The organism is Paraburkholderia kururiensis JCM 10599 = LMG 19447, assembly GCF_003986935.1.
GTDB lineage: Bacteria > Pseudomonadota > Gammaproteobacteria > Burkholderiales > Burkholderiaceae > Paraburkholderia > Paraburkholderia kururiensis.
Genome location: NZ_RJZE01000020.1, coordinates 43,082 through 67,871, shown reverse-complemented (window position 1 = coordinate 67,871; position 24,790 = coordinate 43,082). Strand labels below are relative to the sequence as shown.

The window sequence follows — 24,790 nt, the reverse complement described above, 5'->3', positions numbered from 1 at the left end:
AAAGAGCCGGAAAGGACCGAAGGGCCGGGCGGCCGCACCGCATAACACGGAGAAAAGACCAATGAGCGACATGAATTTCCTGGTGATCGACGACGACGAGGTGTTCTCGGGCATTCTGGCCCGCGGCCTCGCCCGGCGCGGCTTTACGGTGCAGCAGGCACACGACGGGGACGAGGCGATCCGGTTGGCGAATCAGCAGAAATTCGGCCAGATCACGGTGGACCTGCATCTCGGCAACGACTCCGGCTTGAGCCTCGTGGCGCCGCTGCGCGAGCTTCAGCCGGACGCGCGCATTCTCGTGCTGACGGGTTACGCGAGCATCGCCACCGCCGTTCAGGCAGTGAAGGACGGCGCGGACAACTACCTCGCCAAGCCGGCGAACGTGGAGACGATTCTCTCTGCGCTGCAGAGCGACGCGAGCGCGGTTCAGGCCGAAGAGGCGCTGGAACACCCCATGCCGCTTTCGGTGGCGCGGCTCGAATGGGAACACATTCAGCGTGTGCTGGCCGAGAACGGCGGCAATATCTCCGCGACGGCGCGGGCGCTCAACATGCATCGGCGCACGCTGCAGCGCAAGCTCGCGAAGCGTCCGGTGAAGCAGTGAGCGTTGGCGGCTCGAAGGCGATTGCAGAAATAAAAACGCCCGGCGCGTCAGGCGCCGGGCGTCTTCGTTTTGCTTAGGGCGCCTTGCAGGCGGCCTGGTTAGAGCACGTAGCGCGAGAGGTCTTCGTCCTGCGAGACTTCGTTCAATGCGCGGTCCACGTAAGCGGCGTCGATGGTCACGCTGGTACCCGCGTGGTTGCCGGCAGCAAACGAGATTTCCTCCAGCAGCTTTTCGATCACCGTATAGAGCCGGCGTGCACCGATGTTCTCGGTCTTCTCGTTCACGGCGTAGGCAATCTCGGCGAGGCGCCGGATGCCGTCTTCGGCGAAATCGAGCTGCACGTCTTCGGTGGCAAGCAGCGCCTGGTATTGCTTGACGAGGCTCGCGTCGGTGGCCACCAGAATGGCCTCGAAGTCCTTCACGGAAAGCGAGTCCAGCTCGACGCGAATCGGAAAGCGCCCCTGCAGTTCGGGGATCAGGTCGCTCGGCTTGGCCAGATGGAATGCGCCGCTCGCGATGAACAGAATGTGATCGGTCTTCACCATCCCGTACTTCGTGTTGATGGTGGTGCCTTCCACGAGCGGCAGCAGATCGCGCTGCACGCCCTGGCGCGACACTTCGCCGGCACCGGCTTCGTTGCGCGAGGTGATCTTGTCGATTTCGTCGAGGAACACGATGCCGTTCTGCTCGACGTTCTGCACGGCCTTCGTCTTCACCTCTTCTTCGTTGAGCATCTTGCCGGCTTCTTCGTCGGTCAGCACTTTCAGCGCCTCGCTCACCTTCAGCTTGCGGCGCGTTTTCTTGCCGCCGCCCAGGTTCGCGAACATCGAACGAATCTGCTCGGTCATGTCTTCCATGCCCGGCGGCCCCATGATGTCCATGCCGACCTGCGGCAACTCCACGTCGAGTTCGATTTCCTTGTCGTCGAGCTGGCCTTCGCGCAGGCGCTTGCGGAAGGTCTGGCGCGTGGTGCTGTCCGAGTCGCCGTGGCTGCTGTCACTCGTGGCGCCCGAGCCGAAGCCGACCGGCCGTGCCGGCGGCAACAGAATGTCGAGGATGCGGTCTTCGGCGAGATCTTGCGCCTTCGTGCGGACCTTGCGCATTTCCGCTTCGCGCGTCTGCTTGACGGAGATTTCGATCAGGTCACGCACGATGCTGTCGACGTCGCGACCCACGTAGCCCACTTCGGTGAACTTCGTGGCTTCGATCTTGATGAACGGTGCGTCTGCCAGCTTCGCGAGACGGCGCGCAATTTCGGTTTTACCGACGCCGGTCGGTCCGATCATCAAAATGTTCTTGGGCGTGATTTCCTGACGCAGCGGTTCGGCTACCTGCTGCCGGCGCCAGCGATTACGCAGTGCGACGGCGACGGCTTTCTTCGCGCGCGCCTGGCCGATGATGTGCTTGTCGAGTTCCGAGACGATCTCGGCAGGGGTCATGGTGCTCATCGTGGATCTGTCCTTGGCTCGTCCGTTATGTCCGTTACTCGATGGTTTCGATGACGCGATTGTGGTTCGTGTAGATGCACATGTCGCCGGCAATCTCCAGCGACTTCTCGACGATCTCGCGCGGCGACAGGTCGGTGTTGTCCACCAGCGCACGCGCGGCCGCCTGGGCGTAGGCGCCGCCCGAGCCGATGGCGCAGATGCCGCCTTCGGGGTCCAGCACGTCGCCGTTGCCGGTGATGACGAGCGTGGTCTGCGAATCCGCAGCGATCAGCATGGCTTCGAGGCGGCGCAGCATGCGGTCGGTACGCCAGTCTTTGGCGAGTTCCACCGCAGCGCGGGTGAGATTGCCCTGATGCTTTTCGAGCTTGGCTTCGAAGCGGTCGAGCAGCGAGAACGCGTCGGCGGTGCCGCCGGCGAAGCCGACCATCACCTTGCCGTTGTAGATGCGCCGGACCTTCTTCGCCCCGCCTTTCATGACGATGTTGCCGAGGGTGACCTGGCCGTCGCCGCCAAGCGCGACCTTGTCGCCGCGCCGCACGGAAACGATCGTCGTACCGTGAAATTGCTCCATGTGCGTTCCTTGTTGCAAAAACGGGTGGAGGCGGCAGCGGCAAGCGCTGCCGCCGGAATCCGGAGGCGGGCGGCGCGCATTCAGCGGCGCGCCGGTACACGCGTATTCGGTCTATTTTAGGGCGCGCCCGCGCATATCAAGGGCAGGCGAGGCGGGATGCCTCGCTTGCATCACGCGACGCCTCGGGTCGGCTATTAAGTGCCATATGCCAGGGCGGGGCGGCAGTGGGGCAGGTCGGCGTCAGCGAAGGAGCGTGCGAGAGGCAAGCGCTCGACGCGAGAGATAAGCGGCACCCCAAAGAAAAAGGCGCACGGCAAGCCGTGCGCCTCGTCATGAAGCTCATCTCTGCGCGCGGGTCTGACCGAGGCCAGGCCGCGCCGCAGCAATCAATCGCCGAACAGCTTCTGGCGCAGCTCGCGCCGCTCCTGCGCTTCGAGCGAGAGCGTGGCCGTGGGCCGTGCGAGCAGACGCGGAATGCCGATCGGCTCGCCGGTTTCTTCGCACCAGCCGTATTCGCCGGATTCGATGCGTGCAAGCGACTGCTGCACCTTCTTCAGCAGCTTGCGTTCGCGGTCGCGCGTGCGCAGCTCCAGCGCATGCTCTTCTTCGATGGTCGCGCGGTCGGCCGGGTCCGGCACGATCACGGTTTCGCGAAGATTCTCGGTTGTCTGGCCCGCATTGCGGAGAATTTCCGCCTGCAGCTGTTCAAGCCGGTTCTTGAAGAAAGCGAGCTGATCGTCGTTCATGTAATCCTTGTCGCTCATCTTCAGGATTTCGGCTTCGGTCAAGAGTCGTTTCGTCGTCATCTGGCTTGCTTCTTCAATGTGAGGCAAAACTGTTACACATGTTGCCCGCACTTTCGTGTTACCCGCAATGGCTTTCATGGCGCTCAACGAGTGCCGGCGAACACGGACGACAGGCTCTTTGTCGTGACGCCGAAGCGCCGATGCGGGGCCGAACTCCTCTGGAAACCGATCTACAGATGCTCCTGAGGCATTTTTCGTACCGGCGAGCGCCCTTTCGCGCCATTCGCCGGCTGGCCATCGGCATGCTCCGGATAAGGTTTCCCGGTGCCGTACTTGCCGTTTCTTACCCGTTGCTGCGCACGGTTGCGCGTCGTTGCGTCTACCGTCGAGGTGTTTGCCTCGCCCGCTCCTCGGTACCTCTTCAGGCACCCACCTTCGGCGCACGCTTCACAACCGGGCCAAGGTTCTCATTCTCTAGTGGGCACGTATTGTAACTGAATCACAATCTGCCGCCGCAAGCAGGGAAACCCGCGTAGCCGCACCCGCAATCCCGAAAATATAACCCGGCAACTGCGAAAAAGCGACGATTCGCGTTTGTGCTTCCATAACGGAGTCGGCCCGCATTTCTGAATGCGGGCCGACCCTTACTGGACCCCTACGCAAGGCCTCGCGGCCCACGCGAATCCACTGCTGCTCTCTGGCTGGCGCTCAGGCGAGACAGGCGTCGAGGCCGTCGGTAATCAGGTCTTGCGGCAGCTCGATACCGATGAACACCATCTTGTTCGTCTTCTTCTCCGCCGGCAGCCACTTCGAGGCGAGGTCGCTGCCCATCATCTGGTGCACGCCCTGGAACACGACCTTGCGGTCTACGCCCTTCATGTACAACACGCCCTTGTAGCGCAGCAGACGTTCGCCGTAGATCTGCAGGATGCCGCCGAGGAAGTCTTCCAGCCGGTTCGGATCGAACGGGCGGTCGCTACGGTAGACGAACGACTTGATCTTGTCGTCGTGATGCGCGTGATGGTGGTGATGGCCGTGATCGTGGCCTTCGTGATTGCAGTGGCCGTGATCGTGGTCGCAATCGGCGTGGTCATGATCGTGGTGCTCGTGGTCATGAGCATGATCGTGCTCGTCTTCGGCGAGGAAGTCCGGATCGATCTCGAGCTTCGCGTTCAGGTTGAAGCCGCGCAGGTCGAACACTTCCTTGATGTCCGCTTCGCCGAAATTGACGACACGAATGGACGCCTTCGGATTCATGTGGACGAGCCGGTGGCGCAGGTCAGTCAGCGCGTTTTCGTCGACGAGGTCGGACTTCGTGATGAAAAGGCGATCGGCGAAACCCACCTGACGCTGCACGACTTCGTGTTCGTCGAGCTGGTGGTTCGCGTGCTTTGCGTCCACGAGCGTGATGATAGCGTCGAGCAGGAATTCGTCGGCGATCTCGTTATCCATGAAGAACGTCTGCGCCACGGGGCCCGGATTGGCGAGGCCCGTGGTCTCGATCACGACGCGGTCGAAGTCGAGTTTGCCGTCGCGCTTCTTCGCCGCCAGATCGCCCAGCACGCGCGCGAGGTCGCCGCGAATCGTGCAGCAGATGCAGCCGTTGCTCATCTGGATGATCTGCTCGTTCGAGTCCTGCACGAGGATGTCGTTGTCGATGTTCTCCTCGCCGAACTCGTTTTCCACCACGGCGATCTTCATGCCGTGCTTCTCGTTCAGGATGCGCTTGAGCAGCGTGGTTTTGCCGCTGCCCAGAAAGCCGGTGAGGATGGTAACGGGAATCATGCTGGTCGCCTGTCAATGCGTGAATCGTGAATTAGGGTGGCCCGGGCGCCGTGGCACGGGCAATCGAATTGACTATTGAAACATATCTGCCTCCCAACCGCTTGCGGCGACCGGGCGCGTTGGCCGTACGGACGAGGCCGCCGCCAGCGCAAAAACAGCCTCCCAGATGGGGCCGCTCAGGCGATTTGCAACAGCAGTCCCTTCAGGTACTCGCCTTCCGGAAAGGCCGTGAGCAGCGGGTGATCGACGCCCGCGCCGAGCCGCTTGAGGATGCGCGCGTCCACGCGCGCGTCGGCGGCCGCGCCGGCAACGATCTTCTGGAACAGTTCCGAGTCGATTGCGCCCGAGCACGAGTAGGTGAACAGCAGGCCGCCCGGCCGCAGCAGCTTGAAGCCGCTGAGGTTGATGTCCTTGTACGCGCGTGCCGCCCGATCGACGTGCTCGCGCGACGGCGCGAACTTCGGCGGATCGAGCACGATCAGGTCGAAGCGCTGGCCGTCGTCGTAGAGGCTGCGCAGCGTGCGGAACGCGTCGGCGTCGAGCCACGTGGCGCGCGCCGCGTCGAAGCCGTTCGCCGTGACGTTCTGCTGGGCAAGCGCGAGCGCTTCGCCCGACGAATCGATGGACACCACGCGCGCCGCGCCGCCCTTGAGCGCCGCGAGCGAAAAGCCGCCCGTGTAGCAGAAGCAGTTCAGCACGTCGCGGCCTTGCGCGAAGGTCTGCACGAGCGCGCGGTTGTCGCGCTGGTCGATGTAGAAGCCGGTCTTGTGGCCGTTGCGCACATCCACGTGGTAGCGCACGCCGTTTTCGGTGACGACGAGCGTCTCGGGCGGCGCATCGCCCGCCAGCACGCCGGTTGTCTGCTCGAGCCCTTCCTTCTCGCGGATCGACACGTCCGAGCGCTCGTAGACGTTCGGGCAACCGGTCGCGCCCACGAGCGCCGCCACGATCGCGTCCTTCCAGGCTTCGACGCCCGCCGCCATGAACTGGCAGACGAGCTGGCCGCGCGCCTCGGCGTCGTCGGCGGTGTAGTAGTCGACGATCAGGCCCGGCAGGCCGTCCGCTTCGCCGAAGATCAGGCGCACCGCGCCCGTGTCGCGCACCATCTGCTGGCGGTGCGCCAGCGCGCGCTGCACGCGGCGCTTGAAGAAGGCGTGATCGATGGGTTCGGCTTCGTCGAAGCTCCACACGCGGGCGCGGATCTGCGACTGCGCGCTCCAGGCGGCGCGCGCGAGGAACCGGCCATCGTGAGCCCGCACGATGACGGTGGCGCCGGAAGCCGGCTTGCCGTCGACGCGGTCGATCGCATTCGCGTAGACCCACGGGTGGCGGCGCAGCAGCGACTTCTCTTTCGACGGTTTGAGCGTAACGGTATTCATGACGGATTCGGTTGGGTGATACAGGAGGCGCTAAAGGGCGGCAATAGGCGGCAATAGCGCGGTTACGCGAAGCGGCGGCGACGCACAGCGTGGGCATCGCGCCGCTGACACGGCGGCAGCGCAGCGATGGCGATGGCTTCAGGCGTCAGTCGCGTTTCTTCGCCCGCGGATGGGCCTGATCGTAGACGCGCGCGAGATGCTGGAAATCGAGCGACGTATAGACCTGGGTGGCGGTGATGCTCGCGTGTCCCAGCAGTTCCTGGACCGCGCGCAGATCGCCGCTCGACTGGAGCACGTGTGTGGCGAACGAGTGGCGCAGCACGTGCGGATGCACGTTGGCCGGAACGCCCGCGGCAATGGCGGCGCGCTTCACGCGTTCGCGCACTACGTTGGGCGACATCCGGTTGCCGCGCACCGAGAGGAACAGCGGCTGCGGGTCGGCCCTCACGAATTCGTGACGCACGGCGAGCCAGGCGTTGAGCGCGTCGAGCGCCTTGCGGCCCACGGGCACCACGCGACGCCGGTTGCCCTTGCCGAGCACTTCCACTTCGGCGGCGTCGAGCTTGAGCCAGCCTGCGGATTCGTGGCCGTCCGCCTTCGCGTACGTCACGTCGAGACCCACCAGCTCGGCGAGCCGCAATCCCGACGAGTAGAACAGTTCGAGCATGGCGTGGTCGCGCAGGCCTTCGGCAGTGCCGGGCGACGGCGCGTCCATCAGCGCGTTGGCGTCGTCGACGGAAAGCGCCTTCGGCAAGGTCTTCGCCCGCTTCGGCGCGCGCACCGTAGCCACCGGATTGGCGGGCAGCTCCACGTGCCCCGCGTACCAGCGGTAGAACGCGCGCCAGGCCGAAAGCCGGTGCGCGATGGAGCGCGCCGACAAGCCGCCCGCATGGGCGCGGGCCACGGCGCCGCGGATGTCCGTGGCCGTCAGGCTTTCCAGCGGCCGGCCGTTTGCCAGCCTCTTCAGTTCGTCGAGTTCGTGCGTGTAGCCGCGCAGCGTGTGCGCCGACAGCCGCCGCTCGTGCTCGAGGCTCGACAGGTAGGTGGCGGTGGGGTCGGTGGCGTTCACGTGACTGGACGAAGCGGGATCAGATTGGGTTCAGCGCGGCAGCAGGCGCGTCAGCGCGGCGCTCGCGAGGGCCCCGATCTGCGAAAGGAAGTCCGTCGCCATGCCTTCGTGGAAGCGGCGCGCGTCCGGCGAGCCCATCACGAGCAAGCCGAACGCCGGCGCCGCGGCGTCGGCCTGCGGGTCGCGCAGCGCGAGAATGGCGATCGATTCGATGCCGGTGCTGGTGCCGGTGCCCGATGACGCGGCCACGGCCGCATCGTTGCCGGCCGCTTCGGCGTGCGCCGAGCCGGCATTGGTCAAAGGCGAAGCCGTCACTGAAGCGGAGCCGGACGCAGCCGCCGCCGTGGACGCCGCCGACGCCGCGAGCCACTGCGCCGCCTCGAAACCGGTGTTCGCTCCGCAGTACGGCGCCGCGAGGCTGTTGGCGAAGATCCGCACTTCCTCGCCGGTGTGGCGCGCGAAATCGGCCTGTGCGTACTGCTCCGCCACGTCCCACACGCGCAGCGCGGCCTGCGGCACGTCGAACACGTCGCGCAGGTTGTCGGCGATGGTGCGGGGCAGCGCGTACGGGTCGCGCTCCGAAATCACGCGCGTGGTCCAGCGGTTGAACTTCGCGGCGATGCTGTCGTTCTCGTGGCCGTAGCGCAGCAGCTCGGCAAGGCGCCGTTCGAGCAGCTTGTTCTTGTCGCGCAGCATTTCCATCTGCCGCTCCTGCAGCGACACCGCGGCTTTGCCGTGCGGATTGCCGAGCCGGATCGTGGCTAGCAGTTCGGCGTGCTCGGTGAAGAAATCGGGATTGGCGAGCAGATAGTCGGCGACTTCGCGATCGTTCATGGTCTGGGCTTGGGAGAGGCGCGGCGGGCCGCGCGTCGGTCAATCGGTTGAATGAGTGGTTCGGATGCCGCCGCGCTTGCGCGCGGCGCCTGTCGTCTGCTTGCCGCCGGCATTTGCACCTTGCACGGCAGCTTATTCGGGCAGCGTGTCCAGGTCCAGTTCGCCTTCGAAAACGGTCGTCGCCGGTCCGGCCATGAAGAGCGGCGCGGTTTCGTCACGCGCGCCGTCCCACGAAATCGTCAGCACGCCGCCGTGCGTGTGCACCGTCACCGGCGTGTCGAGCAGCCCGCGCCGGATGCCGGCCGCCACCGCCGCGCAGGCCCCCGTGCCGCAGGCGAGCGTTTCGCCAGCGCCGCGCTCGTAGACGCGCAGGCGAATCTCGCGGCGCGACACGATCTGCATGAAGCCGGCGTTCACTTTCTGCGCGAAGCGCGCGTGCCGCTCGATTACGGGGCCGTCTTCGCCAACCGGGAACGCTTCGACGTCGTCCACCACCTGCACGGCATGCGGATTGCCCATCGACACCGCCGACACCCACCGCACCGTACCGTTCACCTCGAGTGGCCAGAGCGTGTCGCGGCCTTCGCGGCGGCCGTCCAGCCCGTTCGTGTCGAACGGCAGGCGGGCGGGCTCGAACACCGGCGTGCCCATGTCCACGACCACTTCGCCGTTCTCCTGCACGGTGAGGGCGATCACGCCGTTCTGCACCTGGACGCGGATGCTGCTGGCTTCGGTGAGCTTGCGTTCGCGCACGAAGCGCACGAAGCAGCGCGCGCCGTTGCCGCAATGCTCGACCTCGCCGCCGTCGCAATTGAAGATGCGGTATCTGAAATCGACGCCTTCGATCGTGGGTTTTTCCACCAGCAGCAGCTGGTCGGCGCCTACGCCGAAGTGCCGGTCGGCGAGCGCGCGCACGCGCGCCGGGCTCAGCGAGAGCGGCTGCGTGTAGCCGTCCAGCACGACGAAGTCGTTGCCTGCGCCGTGCATTTTGGTGAATTTCAGTTTCATCCCGCTATTGTAAGCGACGCGCCGGGCCCGCTTATGCCTTTACCGACGGCCTGCTCAATACACGCTCGGCTCGCCCGGCGGCCGCGTCTTGAAGCGCTTGTGAACCCAGTAGTACTGCTCGGGAATGCGTGGAATCTGCTCTTCGAGGAACGCGTTCATGCGGCGGGCGTCCGCGTCGTCGTCGCCGGTGGGGTAGTGGTCCCACGGCTTGAAGATCTTGAGCTTGTAGCCTTTGTAGTGGGGCAGCACTTCGCCGATGAACGGCACCACCTGCGCGTGTCCCACCTTGGCAAGGCGGCCCACTGCCGTGAGTGTGCAGGTGGGCACGCCGAAGAACGGCACGAACGTGGAGTTACGCGCGCCGTAGTCCATGTCGGCGCCGAGCATCACGGGTTTGCGCTCGCGCAGCCAGCGCAGCACGATGCGCGCGCTGTCGGCGCGGCTCGCCATGTCGGCGTCGAAACGGGCGCGCGCGGCCTTTGCTACTTCTTCGAGCAGCGGGTTCGACATCGGCTGATAGAGCGAGCCGCAGCGCCGGTGCAGCGAATAGTTCAGGAAGATCGAACCCGCTTCGATACCGACGAAGTGGAAGCCAAGAAAGAGCGTGGGCGGCAGGTCGGGGTCGCTCAGGTCCACTTCGCTTTCCACCTGAATGAGCTTTTCGAGCTTCTTTGCCGAGCCGAACCACTGGACGCTGCGTTCCAGATAGCTGCGAATGGCGTGCCGAAAATGCTTGCCCGCCACTTCCTTGCGGCGCTCGTCGCTCCATTCGGGAAAGCAGAGCTTGAGGTTGATGTGGACGATGCGCTTGCGGCGGCTGGGAATCTGGTAGAGGAGCCAGCCGAGGCCGTCGCCCAGACGCGCGACGAAACCGTATGGCAGGATCGCGAACAGCTTGAGGAGGCCGATGCCGAAATGGGTGCCGAGGCGGCCTAGCATGCGCGGGCTCCGGGCCGCGCCTCGAACCCGACGCACTTCAGAAAGACGGGGAAAAGGTCGTAATACAGCACGCGTGGTTACTCAGCGACAAATCAGGGAAGCCGCTATAATACGGGCTTCGCCGAGTTAATAGACAACTTGCGGGGCGAAACAGGCACGCGCGACAAACGCCGGCCTGGCAGCAAATCCGCTAAAGCGTCGCCGCTTCAGGCTCCCGAAGCTGGCTACGTGAAGATCAACCGTAACCAAGGAATTACAAGGAGTCTGCAACGTGTCAAACGACTTCCTCTTTACGTCTGAATCCGTTTCCGAAGGTCACCCGGACAAGGTCGCTGACCAGATCTCGGACGCCATTCTCGACGCCATCCTGACGCAGGACAAATATTCGCGGGTTGCAGCGGAAACGCTGTGCAACACGGGCCTCGTCGTGCTCGCCGGTGAAATCACCACGACGGCGAACGTCGATTACATCCAGATTGCGCGCGACACCATCAAGCGCATCGGCTACGACAACACCGACTACGGCATCGACTACCGCGGCTGCGCGGTGCTCGTCGCCTACGACAAGCAGTCGCCGGACATCGCCCAGGGCGTGGACCGCGCGCACGACAACAATCTCGACCAGGGCGCCGGCGACCAGGGCCTGATGTTCGGCTACGCGTGCGACGAAACGCCCGAACTGATGCCGCTGCCCATCCACCTGTCGCACCGCCTCGTGGAGCGCCAGGCCAACCTGCGCCGCGACGGCCGCCTGCCCTGGCTGCGTCCGGACGCGAAGTCGCAGGTCACGGTTCGCTACGTCGACAACAAGCCGTATGCGATCGACACCGTCGTGCTTTCCACGCAGCATGCGCCGGATATCGAACTGTCCACGCTGCGCGAAGCGGTGATCGAAGAGGTCATCAAGCCCACACTGCCGGCCGACCTCGTGAAGGGCGACATCAAGTTCCTCGTGAACCCGACTGGCCGCTTCGTGATTGGCGGCCCGCAGGGCGACTGCGGTCTCACCGGCCGCAAGATCATCGTCGATACGTACGGCGGCGCGGCACCGCACGGCGGCGGCGCGTTCTCGGGCAAAGACCCGTCGAAGGTGGACCGCTCGGCCGCGTACGCGGGTCGCTACGTTGCGAAGAACATCGTTGCCGCAGGCCTCGCATCGCGCTGCCTGATCCAGGTGTCGTACGCGATCGGCGTGGCGCAGCCCACCTCGGTGATGGTGAACACGTTTGGCACGGGCCGCGTGTCGGATGCAACCATCACGCAGCTCGTGCGCGAGCATTTCGACCTGCGTCCGAAGGGCATCATCCAGATGCTCGACCTGCTGCGTCCGGTCTATGAGAAGACGGCTGCTTATGGCCACTTCGGTCGCGAAGAGCCGGAGTTCTCGTGGGAGGCAACGGACAAGGCGCTGGCGCTCGCCGAAGCAGCGGGCACGGAGCCGGCTGTCGCGACCGCTTGAGCGGATAAAACCGCGCGGCGAAAGCCGCGTGGTGCATGAAGCAGTGAAGAGCCCCGTCCGGCGTCGAGCCGGGCGGGGTTTTTCTTTGGGCCTTTGTCTTGCGGTGCCGGTTTTAACGGCTTCGTTTTTTCACGGAGCGCAGTGGCCGCTATCGCGCTGCGAAGGCGAACCAGCCGTCGCTCGCAGCGGCCATGCGGCGCGGGCGACGGCTGTAGCTACCGCTCGCGGCGTGTTGGGACGACGAGTGCGACGGGCGCGGTGCGCTCAGCGAGCGCAGCGGCGTGTCCGGTCGATAGAGCAGCGTGCGCAGCGAGAAGTGGCGAGCGCCGGTGCGTACGCGCAGCACGGAAAAGAACGAATTGAACCAGGCGCGCATGCTGTCCACGGGACGCGTTTCGCGCAGTTGTCCCGCGAGGGCCCGGGTGCGCGCGGAGTGGTGTCGCAGGGCGCGCATCACGTGACGACGTGCGGGACGCGCGGCCTTCAGGGCCGCACGTTTGATGCGAGTGCTTAAGAAGGTATGCATGGTTTCAGCAAAATCGGACTTCGAAGTGCGCATCGCACGGTGCCGCGAAACGAGCAGCAAGCATGCCAATGAAAGCGCCGGTAGCGGCGCAGCACGATTCGAATAAACGGGGAAAGGTCCGCAGGCGCGGAACGCAGAGGGTGTAGTGAGCGCGGGCGGTCCACGGGACGCGGCGCAGGCGAATGAACGGTACGGCGGCAACGACTGACATGCGCGCAGGCTACACGCGAATCATGACGGTCGAAAGTCGGTGTTATCCCGGTTTGGACCGCACGTCGCACAGCGAGCGTGCGCGTTTTTGACGCAGACGATCGCGCCCTTTGCGGCCTGCCGGTGCGCCGGCCGCCCTGGTGCTGTGCGGCGCGCCACGCAGCAGTGGCGCGCGTCGGCTAGACCTCGGTCCGGCCCCTTGCGTACGTTTTACAATCGCGACATGACTCGTTGCCGCGGCGTTGCTCACTGAGTCGCTGCAACGGGCGCGTCGAGTCGAACCCAATAAACCGAAACAGCGGAAGTCCCATGTCAGCCCATTCGAAGAAGGAACAGGTGCAAGTGCTGCGCGAGCGCGGCTTCGTCGTAGTTCCGGGTCTCGTTTCGCCTGAACGTTGCGCGGAACTGAAGAGCATTGCGGAACAGCAGTTGATCGAAGCGGCCGCGCCGCTCGAATTCGAGGCCGACCTGCGCTACCCCGGCGCGCCGGACTCGCGCGAATCGCCCGGCGGTCACACCGTGCGGCGTCTGCTCGACGCGTACGGACGTCATCCGCGTTTTGCCGAGTGGGCCACGGCGCCCGAAATTCGCGGCTGGATGGAGCTTTACTTCGGCGAAGAACCCGTGCTGTCCCGCGCGCATCACAACTGCATGATGACCAAGCACCCAGCCTACGGCAGCCTGACCGGCTGGCATCGCGACGTGCGCTACTGGTCGTTCGAGCGCGACGATCTGGTGTCGGTGTGGCTCGCGCTCGGGCAAGAGACGGTCGACAACGGCGGGCTCTGGTTCGTGCCCGGTTCGCACAGCGCGACGTTCACGTCCGATCGCTTCGACGAGGCGAAATTCTTCCGCTCGGACCTGCCCGAGAACCAGGCGTTGATCCAGACCGCGATCTCGCCGCCGCTCTCGGCCGGCGACGTCGTGTTTTTCCACTGCAACACGCTGCATTCGGCGGGCAAGAATCTCACGGACCGGGTGAAGTTTTCGCTCGTCTTCACCTATCACGGCGCGAGCAACGTGCCGTTGCCGGGCACGCGTTCGGCGTCGAAGCCCGAAGTGCCGTTCTGATTTTTCGTTGCGGTTTTTCGGCATGAAGTGCGGGGCGGATAGCGCCGCTCCTCGCGAGGCCGCACCGGTAGACACGCGCTGCGCAAGACCTCCGCGCGGCGCTTCCCCAGGCGCTTGCCGGTAGCGGCCGCCCGCCTAGCGCTTCCTGCCCGACGAAGCCAGGCCCGTCAGTCCGGCCAGCAGCGCCACGGCGCCGCCCGCAATCAGAAAGATCGTCTTGTTGGTTGGCGCACCCGTGAAGAGGCGCGACATGTCGTTGCTCAGTGAGTGAAACGACTGTCCGCCGAAATACAGCAGCACGACGCCGCCGACGATCAACGCGATCGAAATCGCTTTTGCCATATGGGATACCTCGATGGTGAACGCGTGATGAATGCACGATGAATGCGTCGCCGCAGTGTAGGCGAGGCGCGTGGCGGCGTCCACGGTCGTCCCGCCTGATATCCCGCTATGTGGGCGCCTGCAGCGCGCCTGGCGATTGGCTAACATAGCTGTCCGCGTTTTTTACTCCCCGTCTTTCAAGGACCCTGGCAATGGCCTACGAAGCAGCTTCAGAACGCTATTCGGACATGCAGTACCGCGTATGCGGCAAGTCGGGACTCAAACTGCCGGCGCTCTCGCTCGGCCTGTGGCACAACTTCGGCGACACTACGCCCATTTCGACGCAGCGCGACATCCTGCGCACCGCGTTCGATCTCGGCATCACGCACTTCGATCTGGCGAATAACTACGGCCCGCCGTACGGCAGCGCGGAAACGAATTTCGGCCGCATCTTCAAGGACGACTTCCGGCCCTATCGCGACGAGTTGCTGATCTCGTCGAAGGCCGGCTGGGACATGTGGCCCGGTCCGTACGGCCAGGGCGGCGGCTCGCGCAAGTACGTGCTGGCAAGCCTCGATCAGAGCCTTGCTCGCATGGGCCTTGATTACGTGGACATCTTCTATTCGCATCGCTTCGACGCGGATACGCCGCTCGAGGAAACCGCTGGCGCACTCGCCACGGCGGTGCAGCAGGGCAAGGCGCTGTACGTGGGCATCTCGTCGTACTCCGCGGCGAAGACCCGCGAAATGGCGAAGCTGCTGGCCGAACACAAGGTGCCGCTGCTGATCCATCAACCGGCCTACAACCTGCTGAACCGTTGGGTCGAGCACGAACTGCTCGATACGCTCGACACGCTCGGCGTGGGCAGCATCGCGTTCACGCCGCTGGCTCAGGGGCTGCTCACCAACAAGTATCTGCACGGCGTGCCGCAGGACGCCCGCGTGAACCGGCCGGGCGGCGGCTCGCTGCAGCAGAGCCATCTCAACGAGGCGAACCTCGAACACGTGCGCAAGCTCAACGACATCGCACAACGCCGCGGCCAGAGCCTCGCGCAGATGGCGATTGCGTGGACGCTGCGCGGCGGGCGCGTGACGTCGGCGCTGATCGGTGCAAGCCGCGCCGAGCAAGTGCGCGAGAACGTCGCGGCGCTGAAGAACATCGAGTTCTCGAAAGAGGAGCTCGCGGAGATCGACCGTTACGCGGTAGAGGGCGGCGTGAATCTGTGGGAGAAGCCGTCAACCGATCAGCACGTCTGACGAAATTCGACGCGTCGTACCGGGTGCGTATGCCGCATCGGTCTGATGCGTTCGCCAACGCACACGAAGAAAGCCGCCGCAAGGCGGCTTTTTCAATGGAGTTCAAGTGAGCGGCAGATGCGCCGCGGCGGTCCGCGCGAGGGAACTCTTACCCTGTCTCTTACCACCCGTTACGATGCGAGCCGCGCCGCTCTTCCGCTTCTTCTCGCTGTCATAAGCCGCTGCTAAGTTCGCCCGCAGCCGACAACCGAGGAGAAACGATGGACCTCCGTGCCGCCGCATCCGCGACGGGCCGCGAGCGGCCGCCTGTGCCGCGCGCCGCGATCGACGTCCGCACGAATGCCGCACTCGCCACGCTGGTGATGCTTGCCGCCGCCGTGCAACTCATCGGGCTGCCATGCGCGCTGCGCATCTGGGGACCCGCCGCGCTGATCGCCGTCGTGCCCGCGATGGTGCCCGTCATCCTCTTGACGCCCATGCACTGGGGCCTTGTTCACGAGGGCATTCACGGTCAGTTGACGAAGCGCCGCGGTCTCAACGAATGGCTGGCGCGCACGCTCTCCATCGCGCTTGCGCTGCCGTTCGACACCGTTCGCTTCGGTCACCTGATGCATCACCGCTTCACGCGCGAGCCTTACGACCGTCCCGACGTCCACGAAACCGGCGCGCCCCGCTGGCGCACCTGGCTCGCGTATTACGTGCGGCTGTTCGGCGGCCTCTACGTGGGCGAGCTCGTGGTGCCGCTGCTGGCCTTCCTGCCGCGCAAACTTTCGCGCACTGTCGTGCTGAGCGCGGTAGGCGAGGAAGGACCGGTCGGTCCCGAGGTGCAACGGCTCTTCGGCAACTTTGCCGCCGACCCGGCGCGGCGCTATCGCATGCGGCGCGACTGGCTGCTGTCGCTGGCCCTCTACGGCGCGTCGTTCTGGCTGTATGACGTGTGGTGGCCGGTGCTTGCCGCGACGATGTATCTGCGCGGGCTCTGGCTTTCGCTTGCCGACAACCTGCCGCACTACGGCGTGGGGTTGGGCGAGCCGGGGCGCGCCCGCAATTTCCGCGTGCCCGGCGGTTGGCCGGTGCTGCTGATGAACCATCACCTGCATCAGTGGCACCACCGCTACCCGACGCTGCCGTGGACGGCGCTGCCCGCTGTGGCCCGCGCATCCGGACACGATGCGTCCGACGCACACGCAAGCGGCGCGGATAGGGAAAACGCGGTGGGAGTGACGACGGAGGACGCAGTGAAAGCCGGCGCACGGAACCAATCGATCCATACCGACAACGCCGACACGCCCTATTTCCGCGCGGCGCTGCGCCAGCTACGTGGACCGAGGGGCGCACGCGTCCAGCTGGGCGTCGGTCCCGACCTGGCCGATGCGGAGCCATAACCCGCCGAGCCAGCAGCAACAGTCGCTACCGCCGCTACAGCACTAAGCATCGGTAACGATCAGGCGAACTTACCGGTGAGACGCCGCAACTGCGCGGCCGACCAAACAACCGCGCAGCGCGCAACGGCGCCGCGTCACCACGCGCCGCTACACGAGCGCAGGCAGCCCTTCGACGAGCACGATCGCGAACAGGACGCCAAGCAACGCACCGATCACCCGCAGCGCGTTGTGCCTCAACTGCGTGGCGCACGGCACGGCACCCAGAAAGAGGGCACCGGCAAGCGCCATCGGGATAAGCAGGATGAAGTCGCTGATCGTGAAGTAGTGCGTCATGCTCGTCTCCTTATCGTGTACTGGCAGCGGTGCTGCGGGCGCGTCTTCTGCGACGCGTCTGCTATTTCTCGTCCGGGCGGCCCGGCTGCCTGAATTCAGTATAGGAGACCGTAGGAACTGCGCTCGCGTGGAGCGGGGTGCCTGGCCGAGCAACGCGCGGCACCCGGAGCCCGCTGCGACGGGCCTCTTGGGGCACGTCGGCGTGCGCTGCGCGGCGTTTTGACCGTGTAGTACACACTTACGGGCGCCTTTCGTTTGATGCGATGCGAGTGGGGAAGTGAGGGCCAAAGCGAACGCACACGCGGCGAAACCGCGGCGTCAACCCAGGCCGCTGCCGCAGCCGCTACGCGGCCCCCACGCGCTCCCGTCCGCGCAACCACGTCGCGGCCACCATGCCCACCACGAGCAGCACGCCCACCAGCGCCGCGACGCCGTTCCAGCCGTAGGCTGTCCAGAACCGTCCGCCGTACGAGCCCACGATGCTCGAGCCCAGGTAGTACGTGAGCAGATAAAGCGCGGCGGCGTGGCCCTTGGCCTCTTTCGCGAGCCGTCCCACCCAGCCGCTCGCCACGGCGTGGCCCGCGAAGAAGCCGAACGTCACGCATGCAATGCCGGCCACGATCGCCGCGAGCGGATGCAGCATGGTGAGCAGCAGACCGGCAATCATGATGGCGATGCAGGCCATCAGCACCCGTCCGCGGCCGAAGCGATCCGCCATGCGGCCCGACAACGGCGACGCGATCACGCCTGTCAGATAGACCACGAAGATCGCGCCGATGGTGGTCTGGTTGAGCTGGTACGGCGGCGCGATGAGCCGGTAGCCGATGTAGTTGTAGAGCGTGACGAAACTACCCATCAGCACGAACGCCATGAAGAACAGCACGGGCAGACCCGGGCGCGCGAAGTGCTTCACGAGCGCGCTGCGGTGATGCGCGATGCCGAGCCCGCGGCGCGGCACGAAATGGCGCGACGGTGGGAGCAGCGAACGGAACGCGAGCGTCGAGAGAATGCCGAGCACGCCGATCGTCCCCACGGCCGCACGCCAGCCGAGCAGGTCCGCGACGATGCCCGTAATGACGCGTCCCGCCATGCCGCCAATCGCCGTGCCGCCCACGTAGAGCCCCATCGCGAGGCCCAGCCCGTTCGGGTTCACTTCTTCGGCAAGGTATGCCATGGCGACGGCGGGCACCCCGCCCAGCGCCAGCCCTTCGAGCGCACGCAGCACGAGCAGCTGATGCCACTGCGGCACGAACGCCACCGCGAGCGTGAGCACGGACGACGCCGTCAGCGACGCGGTCATGAGCCGATGGCGGCTCCATCCTTCGGAAACGAAGCCGGCCACGAACACGGCGAACGCAAGCGTCGCCGTGGAGAGCGAGAGCGCGAGGCTGCTTTGGGCGGGGCTTACGTCGAACGCCGTGGAGAACGCGGGCAGCAGCGGCTGCACGCAGTAGAGCAGCGAGAACGTGGCGTATCCCGCGAACAGCAGTGCGAGGCTCGCGTGCCAGTAGGCGCGCGTGCCGCGTTCGAGGAAGGGCTGCGCGGAGCCGGAGGTCGAGTCAACGGCGGCACGTGGATGTGGCGATGAAGCGCCCGAACCGGACGAAGCAGACGAAGCAGACGAGGCAGACGAAGCAGAGCGGTGGTCGGATTCCGGCGGGGCGGTCACAGCGGAAGCATCCAGAAGACAAACGAAGGCCCAACCATACACCGATCACGCGGATGCGTCCGTCAGCCCCGCAACCGTTGCGCGAAGCGCTGCCTCGCGAAGCGGCGGGAGTCGCGCGTTGCCCGTTACCCTTGCCTCGGCGCGCCGCTATCGCCGGTCTTGTTTGCGTTGCCCGCCTTGTCGGGATGCAGCAACTGGTCGCCCGTCGGCAGCGACGACGCTTCCCAGCCGCCGCCCAGCGCCTTGATGAGCGCCACGCTCGCGGCCATCCGGCGGCGCGCAATTGCTACCGCCTCGCGCTCGTTGGTGAGCGCCGTGGTCTGGGCGACCACCACGTCGAGATACGTGATCGCGCCGGCCGCGTAGCGGTTCGAGACGATCGTGAGTGTGCGTTCGGCTGCAGTCACGGCTTCGTCCTGCGCTTGCGCTTCTTCTTCCAGCACGCGCAGCGCCGCGAGGTTGTCTTCCACCTGGCCGAATGCGGTGAGCACCGTTTGCCGATACTGCGCGACGCTTTCGTCGTACTGCGCCAGGGCCTCTTCCTTCGCCGCCGCGCGGCTCCCGAAGTCGAGGATCGTGCCCGCGAGCGTGGGCCCGAGCGACCAGAAGCGCGCGGGCGCGACAAGCCACTGGCTGTAGTCCGTGGCTTCCAGGCCGCCCGTCACCGCGAGAATCAGGTTCGGGAAGAATGCCGCCGTGGCCACGCCCACCTGCGCGTTGGCGCTCACCACGCGCCGCTCGGCTGCTGCGATGTCGGGACGCCGTTCGAGCAGCGCCGACGGCACGCCGGCAGGCGCCACCACTGGCACCGCCGCGAGTGGCGCGACCGGCAGCGAGAACGCAGACGGTGACTCGCCCGCCAGTATCGCGATGGCGTGTTCGAGCTGCGCGCGCTGCACGCCGAGATCGATAGCCTGGGCCTGGGTGGTGCGCAACTGCGTCTGCGCCTGGCCCACATCGGCGTCGGTGGCGATGCCGCCCGCGTAGCGGTGCTGCGTGAGTTCGAGCGACTGACGGTAGGCCTTGATGGTGTCGTCGAGCAACTGGCGTTCGCGGTCGAGCCCGCGCAGTTCGAAGTAGTCCGTGGCGAGTTCGGCCTGGATGGAAAGCAGCAGGCCTTGCACGTCGGCGGCGCTGGCCTGCGCGTTCGCGCTCGCGCTTTCCACGCTGCGCGACACGCGGCCCCAGAGGTCGGGCTCCCACGACGCGTCTGCCTGCACGACGTAGTCGTTGAGCGCCATGCCCGCCGTCGATTTGAACCGCACGTTCTTCGAGGTGCGCGTGCGTGCGTAGTCGCCGCCTGCGGTGATCACCGGGAAGAACGCCGCGCGCTGCTGGGCGACGTTGGCGCGTGCCGCGCGAAAGTGCGCTTCGGCGGCTTTGAGATCCTGGTTCGCGGCGGCGGCCTTCGCTTCGAGGGCATCGAGTTGCGGGTCGCGGTAAACCTGCCACCATGCTCCGCGCGGCAGCGCGTCGGCGGGCTGCGCGGGTTGCCAACCGGTGCCTTCGAGTTCCTTGTAGCTGGCGGCGGTCGTGGCGGTTGGGCGCACGTAGTCGGGGCCCAGCGTGCAGGCGGCGAGCGTCGCGGCGAGAACGACGGCCAGCGCCGCGCGTGCAGCAGTTCGATCACGTTGACGAATCACCGTGTGCCGCTTGCGGCCACGCCCGTCTGCCCGGCGAACGCGCAGCCGCTTCATTGCGCCGCCTTCGTGGCATGCGCTGCGACGATGCGCACCGGCGCGCCATCCACGATCGAATCCTGCGGATTCACGATGACCTGTTCGTCGCCGCTGAGCCCTGACGCAATCGCGACGCGCGTGCCGAAGTCCGTACCGAGCGTGACCGTGACGAGCTTTACGTGCTGACCATGCTGGCCGTTATCGACGGTGGCCACTTTCACGCCGTCCGGCCGGAACAGCAGCGCGTTGCCCGGCACCGTGAACGGCGCAGCGCCTGCGCCGAGCGTGAAATGCACCTGTGCGTAGGCGCCGGGCAGCACCTCGCCGTTCGCGTTGTCCACGTCGACTTCGACGAGCATCGTGCGCTGCAGCGGATCCACGGCGCCCGCGGTGCGCACCACCTTGCCCGGATAGTGCTTCGACGCGGTTTCGGTCAATGTGAGAAAAGCGTTCTCGCCGGGCTTGATCTGCAGCGCGTAGGCCTGCGGCACGTTGACGTAGACGCGCAACCGGTCCGCCTGCGCGACGTGGAATAGCTCCTTCGCCGGGCCGCCCGAACTGCCTGCGTCGATCAGCGCGCCCACGTCCACGTTGCGCGCCGTCACGATGCCGTCGAACGGCGAGAGCACCTTCTGGAACGACTGCAGCTTTTCGAGCCGCGCCACGTTGAAACGCGCGGCGTCGAGCGTGCCTTTCTTCGCGAGCATGTCGCCCACTTTCTCGTCGGTCTCCTGCTTCGAGACAGACTTTGTTTGCAGCATGCCCATCCATCGGTCGGCCGTGCTCTTCGCGAGCGCGTAGTTGGCCTGGGCGTTCGCGAGGTCCGCGCGGGCGGCGCGCAACTGGTCGTCCACTTCGGGCGTATCGATCTCGGCGAGCAGTTGCCCCGCCTTGACGTGCGCGCCAAGGTCCGCGTACCACTTCTTGAGGTAGCCGTTCGTGCGCGCGTAGACCGGCGTATCGAGAAACGCCTGCACGTTGCCGGGCAGCACGAGATCGAGCCCCGCCGAAGACTTCTGCGGATGCACCACCTCCACGCTCAACTGGCTTGCATGCACGGCTTCGCGTTCCAGCGCGGCCTGTGCGTCGCGGCGCGACCAGATACCTTGCGCGGCGAGCGCGAGCACCACCAGCACAGCAACCACCACACCCCAGCGCACGCGGCGTGGAGGCGGGGTGCCCGAACTGTCAGCGCGGTTGCGTTCCATCCAGACTCCGAATCGAAAGAAATGAATCAGGCGAGGTTCAGGGTTTGTTCACCACGTGCGCGGCGGCGCGGCTGCGCCGCTCGCTCAGCCGCCGGTAAATCAGCGAGAACACCACCGGCACGAACACAAGCGTGGCGATGGTGCCCACCGCCAGCCCGCCGATCACGGCGCGGCCCAGCGGCGCGTTCTGCTCGCCGCCTTCGCCGAGGCCAATCGCCATCGGCACCATGCCGATCACCATCGCAAGCGCGGTCATCAACACCGGGCGAAAGCGCGTGAAGCCCGCTTCGATGGCGGCGCGCGTCGCATCGCCGTGTTCGCGCAACTGTTCGCGCGCAAAGCTCACCACCAGAATCGAATTCGCCGTCGCGATGCCGATACACATGATGGCGCCCGTGAGCGCCGGAATGGAGAGCGTGGTGTGCGTGAGGAACAGCATCCAGACGATGCCCGCCAGCGCGCCAGGCAGCGCCGTGATGATGATGAACGGATCGAGCCACGACTGGAAGTTCACCACGATGAGCAGATACACGAGCACGATCGCGAAGACGAGCCCTGCAAAAAGGCCCGAAAACGAGTCGTTCATCGTTTGCACCTGGCCGCGCAGCACCACCGTCGACGTGTGCGGCAGTTCGGACTTCGCTTCGCCGATGATCTTCGCGACGTCGTCGGAGACCGCGCCCAGGTCCCGGCCGTCGGCGCCGGCGTAGATGTCGATCGTCGTTTGCGCGTTGTAGTGCGTGAGCACCGCGTTGCCCGCTTCGCGGCGCATGGTGGCGAGCGAGCCCAGCACGTTGCTGCGTCCGTTCGCGGTGAGCGGAATGTTTTCGAGCGACTGCAGCGAGTTGATGGTGTACTGCGGCGCCTCGGTGATCACGTTGTAGCTCACGCCGTTCATCGGATTGAGCCAGAACGTGGGCGTGGTCTGCTGGCTGCCCGATAGCGTGATGAGCAGGTCGTTCGCCACGTCGCGCTGCGTGAAGCCGGCTTGCTGCGCGCGTGTGCGATCCACGTCGATGAAGATGCGCGGCAGGTCCGCAGGCTGCTGGATGCGCGCATCGACGAGGCCCGGCACGGTGCGCAACCGGTTCAGCAGGCGCGCGGCGAAGGCACGATTCGCGGCCACCTCGCGGCCCACGATCTGGATGTCGATGGGTGACGGCATGCCGAAGTTGAGCGTCTGGCTCACGATGTCGGCGGGAAGGAAGGCGAACTGCACGCCGGGGAACTCGTCGTTGAGCGTGCGGCGCAGCGTGCGGATGTAGCGTTCGGTCGGGCGATGACCGGGCGCGAGCGAGATCAGCACGTCCGCGTCCGAGGTGCCGATCACGCCCGTGTTGCTGTACGAGAGATTGATGCCCGAGATCGGCAGCCCGATGTTGTCGATGATCGAATGAAGCTCACGTGCGGGGATCAGCGAACGGATGCGGGTATCCACCAGATCGGTGAGCACCGCTGTTTCCTCCACGCGCGTGCCGGTCTTCGCGCGCAGATGCAGCGCGATCGTGCCGGCATCGACCTGCGGGAAGAAGTCGCGGCCCAGAAACGGCATGAGCAGCAGCGAGGCGCCGCAGCACGCAAGAAACACGATCACGAAGATGCCGGGCCGCGCCACGCGCGCGGTGAGAAACGTGCGGTAGCGCCCGCGCAGCGCGTCGAAGCCACGCTCGAACGCGAGATGCGTGCGTACGAACGGATTGCGTGTGGCGCGTGCGGCAGGATGCAGGTCGGCGGGCTTGTGGTGATTGCGCAGCAGATATTTCGCGAGCGTGGGCACGAGCGTGCGCGAGAAGAAGTACGACGCGAGCATCGCGAATACCACGGCTTCGGCGAGCGGAATGAACAGGTAGTGCGCGACGCCCGTGAGCAGAAACATCGGCACGAACACGATGCAGATGGAAAGCGTGGAAACGAGCGTGGGAATGGCGATCTGCTGCGCGCCGTCCAGGATCGCCTGCTCCAGATTCTTGCCTTGCTCGAGTTGCTGGCTCACGTTTTCGATGGCGACGGTCGCGTCGTCCACCAGAATGCCAACGGCAAGCGCAAGGCCGCCCAGCGTCATGATGTTGATGGTCTCGCCCAGGGCTGCGAGCGCGATCACGGAGGTGATCATCGAAAGCGGTATGGAGACGGCGATGATCAGCGTGGCGCGCCAGTTGCCCAGAAAGAGCAGGATCATGAGCGCGGTGAGGCACGCGGCGATCAACGCCTCGCGCAGCACGCCCTGCACGGAAGCGCGCACGAACAGCGACTGGTCCGCAACAGGATCGATGGAGAGCGACGCCGGCACCAGATTGTGCAGCACGGGCATCATGTTCTTGATGCGGTCCACGATGTCGAGCGTGGACGTGTTGCCGCTCTTGTTGATGGTGAGCAGCGACGCGCGCTGGCCGTTCACGCGCACGATGTTGGTCTGCGGCTGGAAGCCGTCGCGCACGTGCGCCACGTCGCGGATATAGACCGTGCCGTTCGCCGTGGTCCGCACCGGAATCGCGTTGAGGCCCGCCAGCGTGGCGGGGCTCGCGTTCATTTCCACCGAATACTCGGTAGAACCGATCTTTGCCGTGCCCGTGGGCAGGATCAGGTTTTGCGCACTGATCGCATTGACCACGTCCATGGGCGAAAGGTTGTGCTCCTGCAGCTTGCGCGAGTCGATGTCGACCATGATTTGCCGCTGCTTGCCGCCGTAGGGCAATGGAGCGGACGCGCCCGGTACCGTGGCGAGCTGCGTTTTAAGGAAGTTGTTGCCGAAATCGAAAAGCTCCTGCTCCGTGAGCGCCGGCGACGAGAGCGCAAGCCGCAGAATGGGCACCGTCGAGGCGTTGTAGCGCAGGATGAACGGCGGCGTGATGCCGGGCGGGAGCGAACGCAGCTGCGTTTGCGAAAGGGCGGTGACTTCGGCCAGCGCTTCCTGAATGTTCGCGTGCGGCTGGAAGAAGATCTTCACGACCGCGATGCCGTTGAGCGAAGTGGATTCCACATGCTCGATATCGTTCACAGCCACCGAGAGCCCGCGTTCGTAGTTGAGCACGATGCGCTTTTCCATCTCGTCGGCGGGCAGGCCGTTGTACGTCCAGATCACCGAAAGCACCGGGATGTCGATGTTCGGAAAGATGTCGACAGGTGTGCGCAGAATGGTGAGCGGCCCGACGATCATCAGCAGCAGGGCGAGCACGACGAACGTGTAGGGGCGCCTTAGCGCGAGTCGGACGATCCACATGGACGAGGGCGTTGTGTGCGGTGAAGCGTGGCTTGCATGACCGCGCGGCCGTTTTGCCTGCAACGTGCAA

General features: G+C 65.6%; 21 protein-coding genes. 5 read left to right on the top strand and 16 right to left on the bottom strand.

What is annotated here, in order from left to right:
• Positions 1–61: 61 nt before the first annotated feature.
• A complete protein-coding gene (locus tag PKKP23_RS23185) occupies positions 62–604 on the top strand; it encodes a response regulator transcription factor (protein WP_017772394.1) in 543 nt (180 codons plus the stop codon).
• A 98-nt stretch (positions 605–702) separates the two neighbouring features.
• On the opposite strand, the gene hslU is transcribed toward PKKP23_RS23185, so the two are convergent.
• The 9 genes from hslU to PKKP23_RS23140 all read right to left on the bottom strand — a co-directional run bounded on the left by hslU (position 703) and on the right by PKKP23_RS23140 (position 10,383).
• The gene (gene hslU, locus PKKP23_RS23180) at positions 703–2,052 is read right to left on the bottom strand and encodes an ATP-dependent protease ATPase subunit HslU (protein WP_017772395.1); all 1,350 of its coding nucleotides are present in this window, start codon (positions 2,050–2,052) and stop codon (positions 703–705) included.
• A 34-nt stretch (positions 2,053–2,086) separates the two neighbouring features.
• Positions 2,087–2,623, bottom strand: a complete 537-nt coding sequence (hslV, locus tag PKKP23_RS23175; protein ID WP_017772396.1) for an ATP-dependent protease subunit HslV — start codon at positions 2,621–2,623, stop codon at positions 2,087–2,089.
• A gap of 386 nt (positions 2,624–3,009) precedes the next feature.
• Positions 3,010–3,429 (bottom strand): RNA polymerase-binding protein DksA, encoded by a 420-nt coding sequence (dksA, locus tag PKKP23_RS23170; RefSeq protein ID WP_017772397.1) that lies wholly within the window; start codon positions 3,427–3,429, stop codon positions 3,010–3,012.
• A 648-nt stretch (positions 3,430–4,077) separates the two neighbouring features.
• Entirely contained in the window at positions 4,078–5,154 is a 1,077-nt protein-coding gene (locus PKKP23_RS23165) for a CobW family GTP-binding protein (protein ID WP_017772398.1), read from the bottom strand.
• Positions 5,155–5,330: 176 nt separating this feature from the next.
• A complete protein-coding gene (locus PKKP23_RS23160; protein WP_126878583.1) occupies positions 5,331–6,533 on the bottom strand; it encodes a class I SAM-dependent rRNA methyltransferase in 1,203 nt (400 codons plus the stop codon).
• 145 nt (positions 6,534–6,678) lie between these two features.
• Positions 6,679–7,602 carry a tyrosine recombinase XerC gene (gene xerC / locus PKKP23_RS23155; RefSeq protein ID WP_126878582.1) on the bottom strand — a complete coding sequence of 308 codons (924 nt, stop codon included), beginning with the start codon at positions 7,600–7,602 and terminating at the stop codon, positions 6,679–6,681.
• A gap of 30 nt (positions 7,603–7,632) precedes the next feature.
• Positions 7,633–8,436 carry a DUF484 family protein gene (locus PKKP23_RS23150; RefSeq protein WP_126878581.1) on the bottom strand — a complete coding sequence of 268 codons (804 nt, stop codon included), beginning with the start codon at positions 8,434–8,436 and terminating at the stop codon, positions 7,633–7,635.
• 132 nt (positions 8,437–8,568) lie between these two features.
• Positions 8,569–9,444, bottom strand: coding sequence for a diaminopimelate epimerase (dapF, locus tag PKKP23_RS23145; RefSeq protein WP_126878580.1), 876 nt, complete (start codon positions 9,442–9,444; stop codon positions 8,569–8,571).
• Between the two features lie 54 nt (positions 9,445–9,498).
• Positions 9,499–10,383 (bottom strand): lipid A biosynthesis lauroyl acyltransferase, encoded by an 885-nt coding sequence (locus PKKP23_RS23140; protein WP_126878579.1) that lies wholly within the window; start codon positions 10,381–10,383, stop codon positions 9,499–9,501.
• Between the two features lie 271 nt (positions 10,384–10,654).
• Between PKKP23_RS23140 and metK the strand changes: the two genes are divergently transcribed.
• Positions 10,655–11,842, top strand: coding sequence for a methionine adenosyltransferase (metK, locus tag PKKP23_RS23135; protein WP_017772404.1), 1,188 nt, complete (start codon positions 10,655–10,657; stop codon positions 11,840–11,842).
• Between the two features lie 148 nt (positions 11,843–11,990).
• Here metK and PKKP23_RS23130 read toward each other — a convergent pair whose 3' ends face one another.
• Positions 11,991–12,368, bottom strand: a complete 378-nt coding sequence (locus PKKP23_RS23130) for a hypothetical protein (RefSeq protein ID WP_126878578.1) — start codon at positions 12,366–12,368, stop codon at positions 11,991–11,993.
• A 519-nt stretch (positions 12,369–12,887) separates the two neighbouring features.
• Between PKKP23_RS23130 and PKKP23_RS23125 the strand changes: the two genes are divergently transcribed.
• Positions 12,888–13,649: a phytanoyl-CoA dioxygenase family protein gene (locus PKKP23_RS23125; protein WP_017772406.1), complete on the top strand. Its 762-nt coding sequence runs from the start codon at positions 12,888–12,890 to the stop codon at positions 13,647–13,649.
• 135 nt (positions 13,650–13,784) lie between these two features.
• Here the strand turns inward: PKKP23_RS23125 and PKKP23_RS23120 are convergent, their stop codons facing one another.
• The gene (locus PKKP23_RS23120) at positions 13,785–13,991 is read right to left on the bottom strand and encodes a DUF3185 family protein (RefSeq protein ID WP_026120964.1); all 207 of its coding nucleotides are present in this window, start codon (positions 13,989–13,991) and stop codon (positions 13,785–13,787) included.
• 191 nt (positions 13,992–14,182) lie between these two features.
• Here PKKP23_RS23120 and mgrA point away from each other — a divergent pair, with 191 nt between their 5' ends.
• Both mgrA and PKKP23_RS23110 read left to right on the top strand, forming a co-directional pair.
• Positions 14,183–15,226 carry an L-glyceraldehyde 3-phosphate reductase gene (mgrA, locus tag PKKP23_RS23115; protein WP_017772408.1) on the top strand — a complete coding sequence of 348 codons (1,044 nt, stop codon included), beginning with the start codon at positions 14,183–14,185 and terminating at the stop codon, positions 15,224–15,226.
• 260 nt (positions 15,227–15,486) lie between these two features.
• Positions 15,487–16,611 carry a fatty acid desaturase family protein gene (locus tag PKKP23_RS23110; protein WP_126878577.1) on the top strand — a complete coding sequence of 375 codons (1,125 nt, stop codon included), beginning with the start codon at positions 15,487–15,489 and terminating at the stop codon, positions 16,609–16,611.
• A gap of 147 nt (positions 16,612–16,758) precedes the next feature.
• On the opposite strand, the gene PKKP23_RS23105 is transcribed toward PKKP23_RS23110, so the two are convergent.
• The 5 genes from PKKP23_RS23105 to PKKP23_RS23085 form a co-directional block, all read right to left on the bottom strand.
• Positions 16,759–16,944, bottom strand: a complete 186-nt coding sequence (locus PKKP23_RS23105) for a hypothetical protein (protein ID WP_042299277.1) — start codon at positions 16,942–16,944, stop codon at positions 16,759–16,761.
• Between the two features lie 343 nt (positions 16,945–17,287).
• A complete protein-coding gene (locus tag PKKP23_RS23100) occupies positions 17,288–18,613 on the bottom strand; it encodes an MFS transporter (protein ID WP_126878576.1) in 1,326 nt (441 codons plus the stop codon).
• Between the two features lie 125 nt (positions 18,614–18,738).
• Positions 18,739–20,310, bottom strand: a complete 1,572-nt coding sequence (locus PKKP23_RS23095; protein WP_126878575.1) for an efflux transporter outer membrane subunit — start codon at positions 20,308–20,310, stop codon at positions 18,739–18,741.
• Positions 20,307–21,500 (bottom strand): efflux RND transporter periplasmic adaptor subunit, encoded by a 1,194-nt coding sequence (locus PKKP23_RS23090; protein ID WP_126878574.1) that lies wholly within the window; start codon positions 21,498–21,500, stop codon positions 20,307–20,309. Before PKKP23_RS23090 ends, PKKP23_RS23095 begins: the two co-directional genes overlap by 4 nt.
• A gap of 37 nt (positions 21,501–21,537) precedes the next feature.
• Positions 21,538–24,720 carry an efflux RND transporter permease subunit gene (locus PKKP23_RS23085; protein WP_126878573.1) on the bottom strand — a complete coding sequence of 1,061 codons (3,183 nt, stop codon included), beginning with the start codon at positions 24,718–24,720 and terminating at the stop codon, positions 21,538–21,540.
• Positions 24,721–24,790 lie beyond the last annotated feature (70 nt).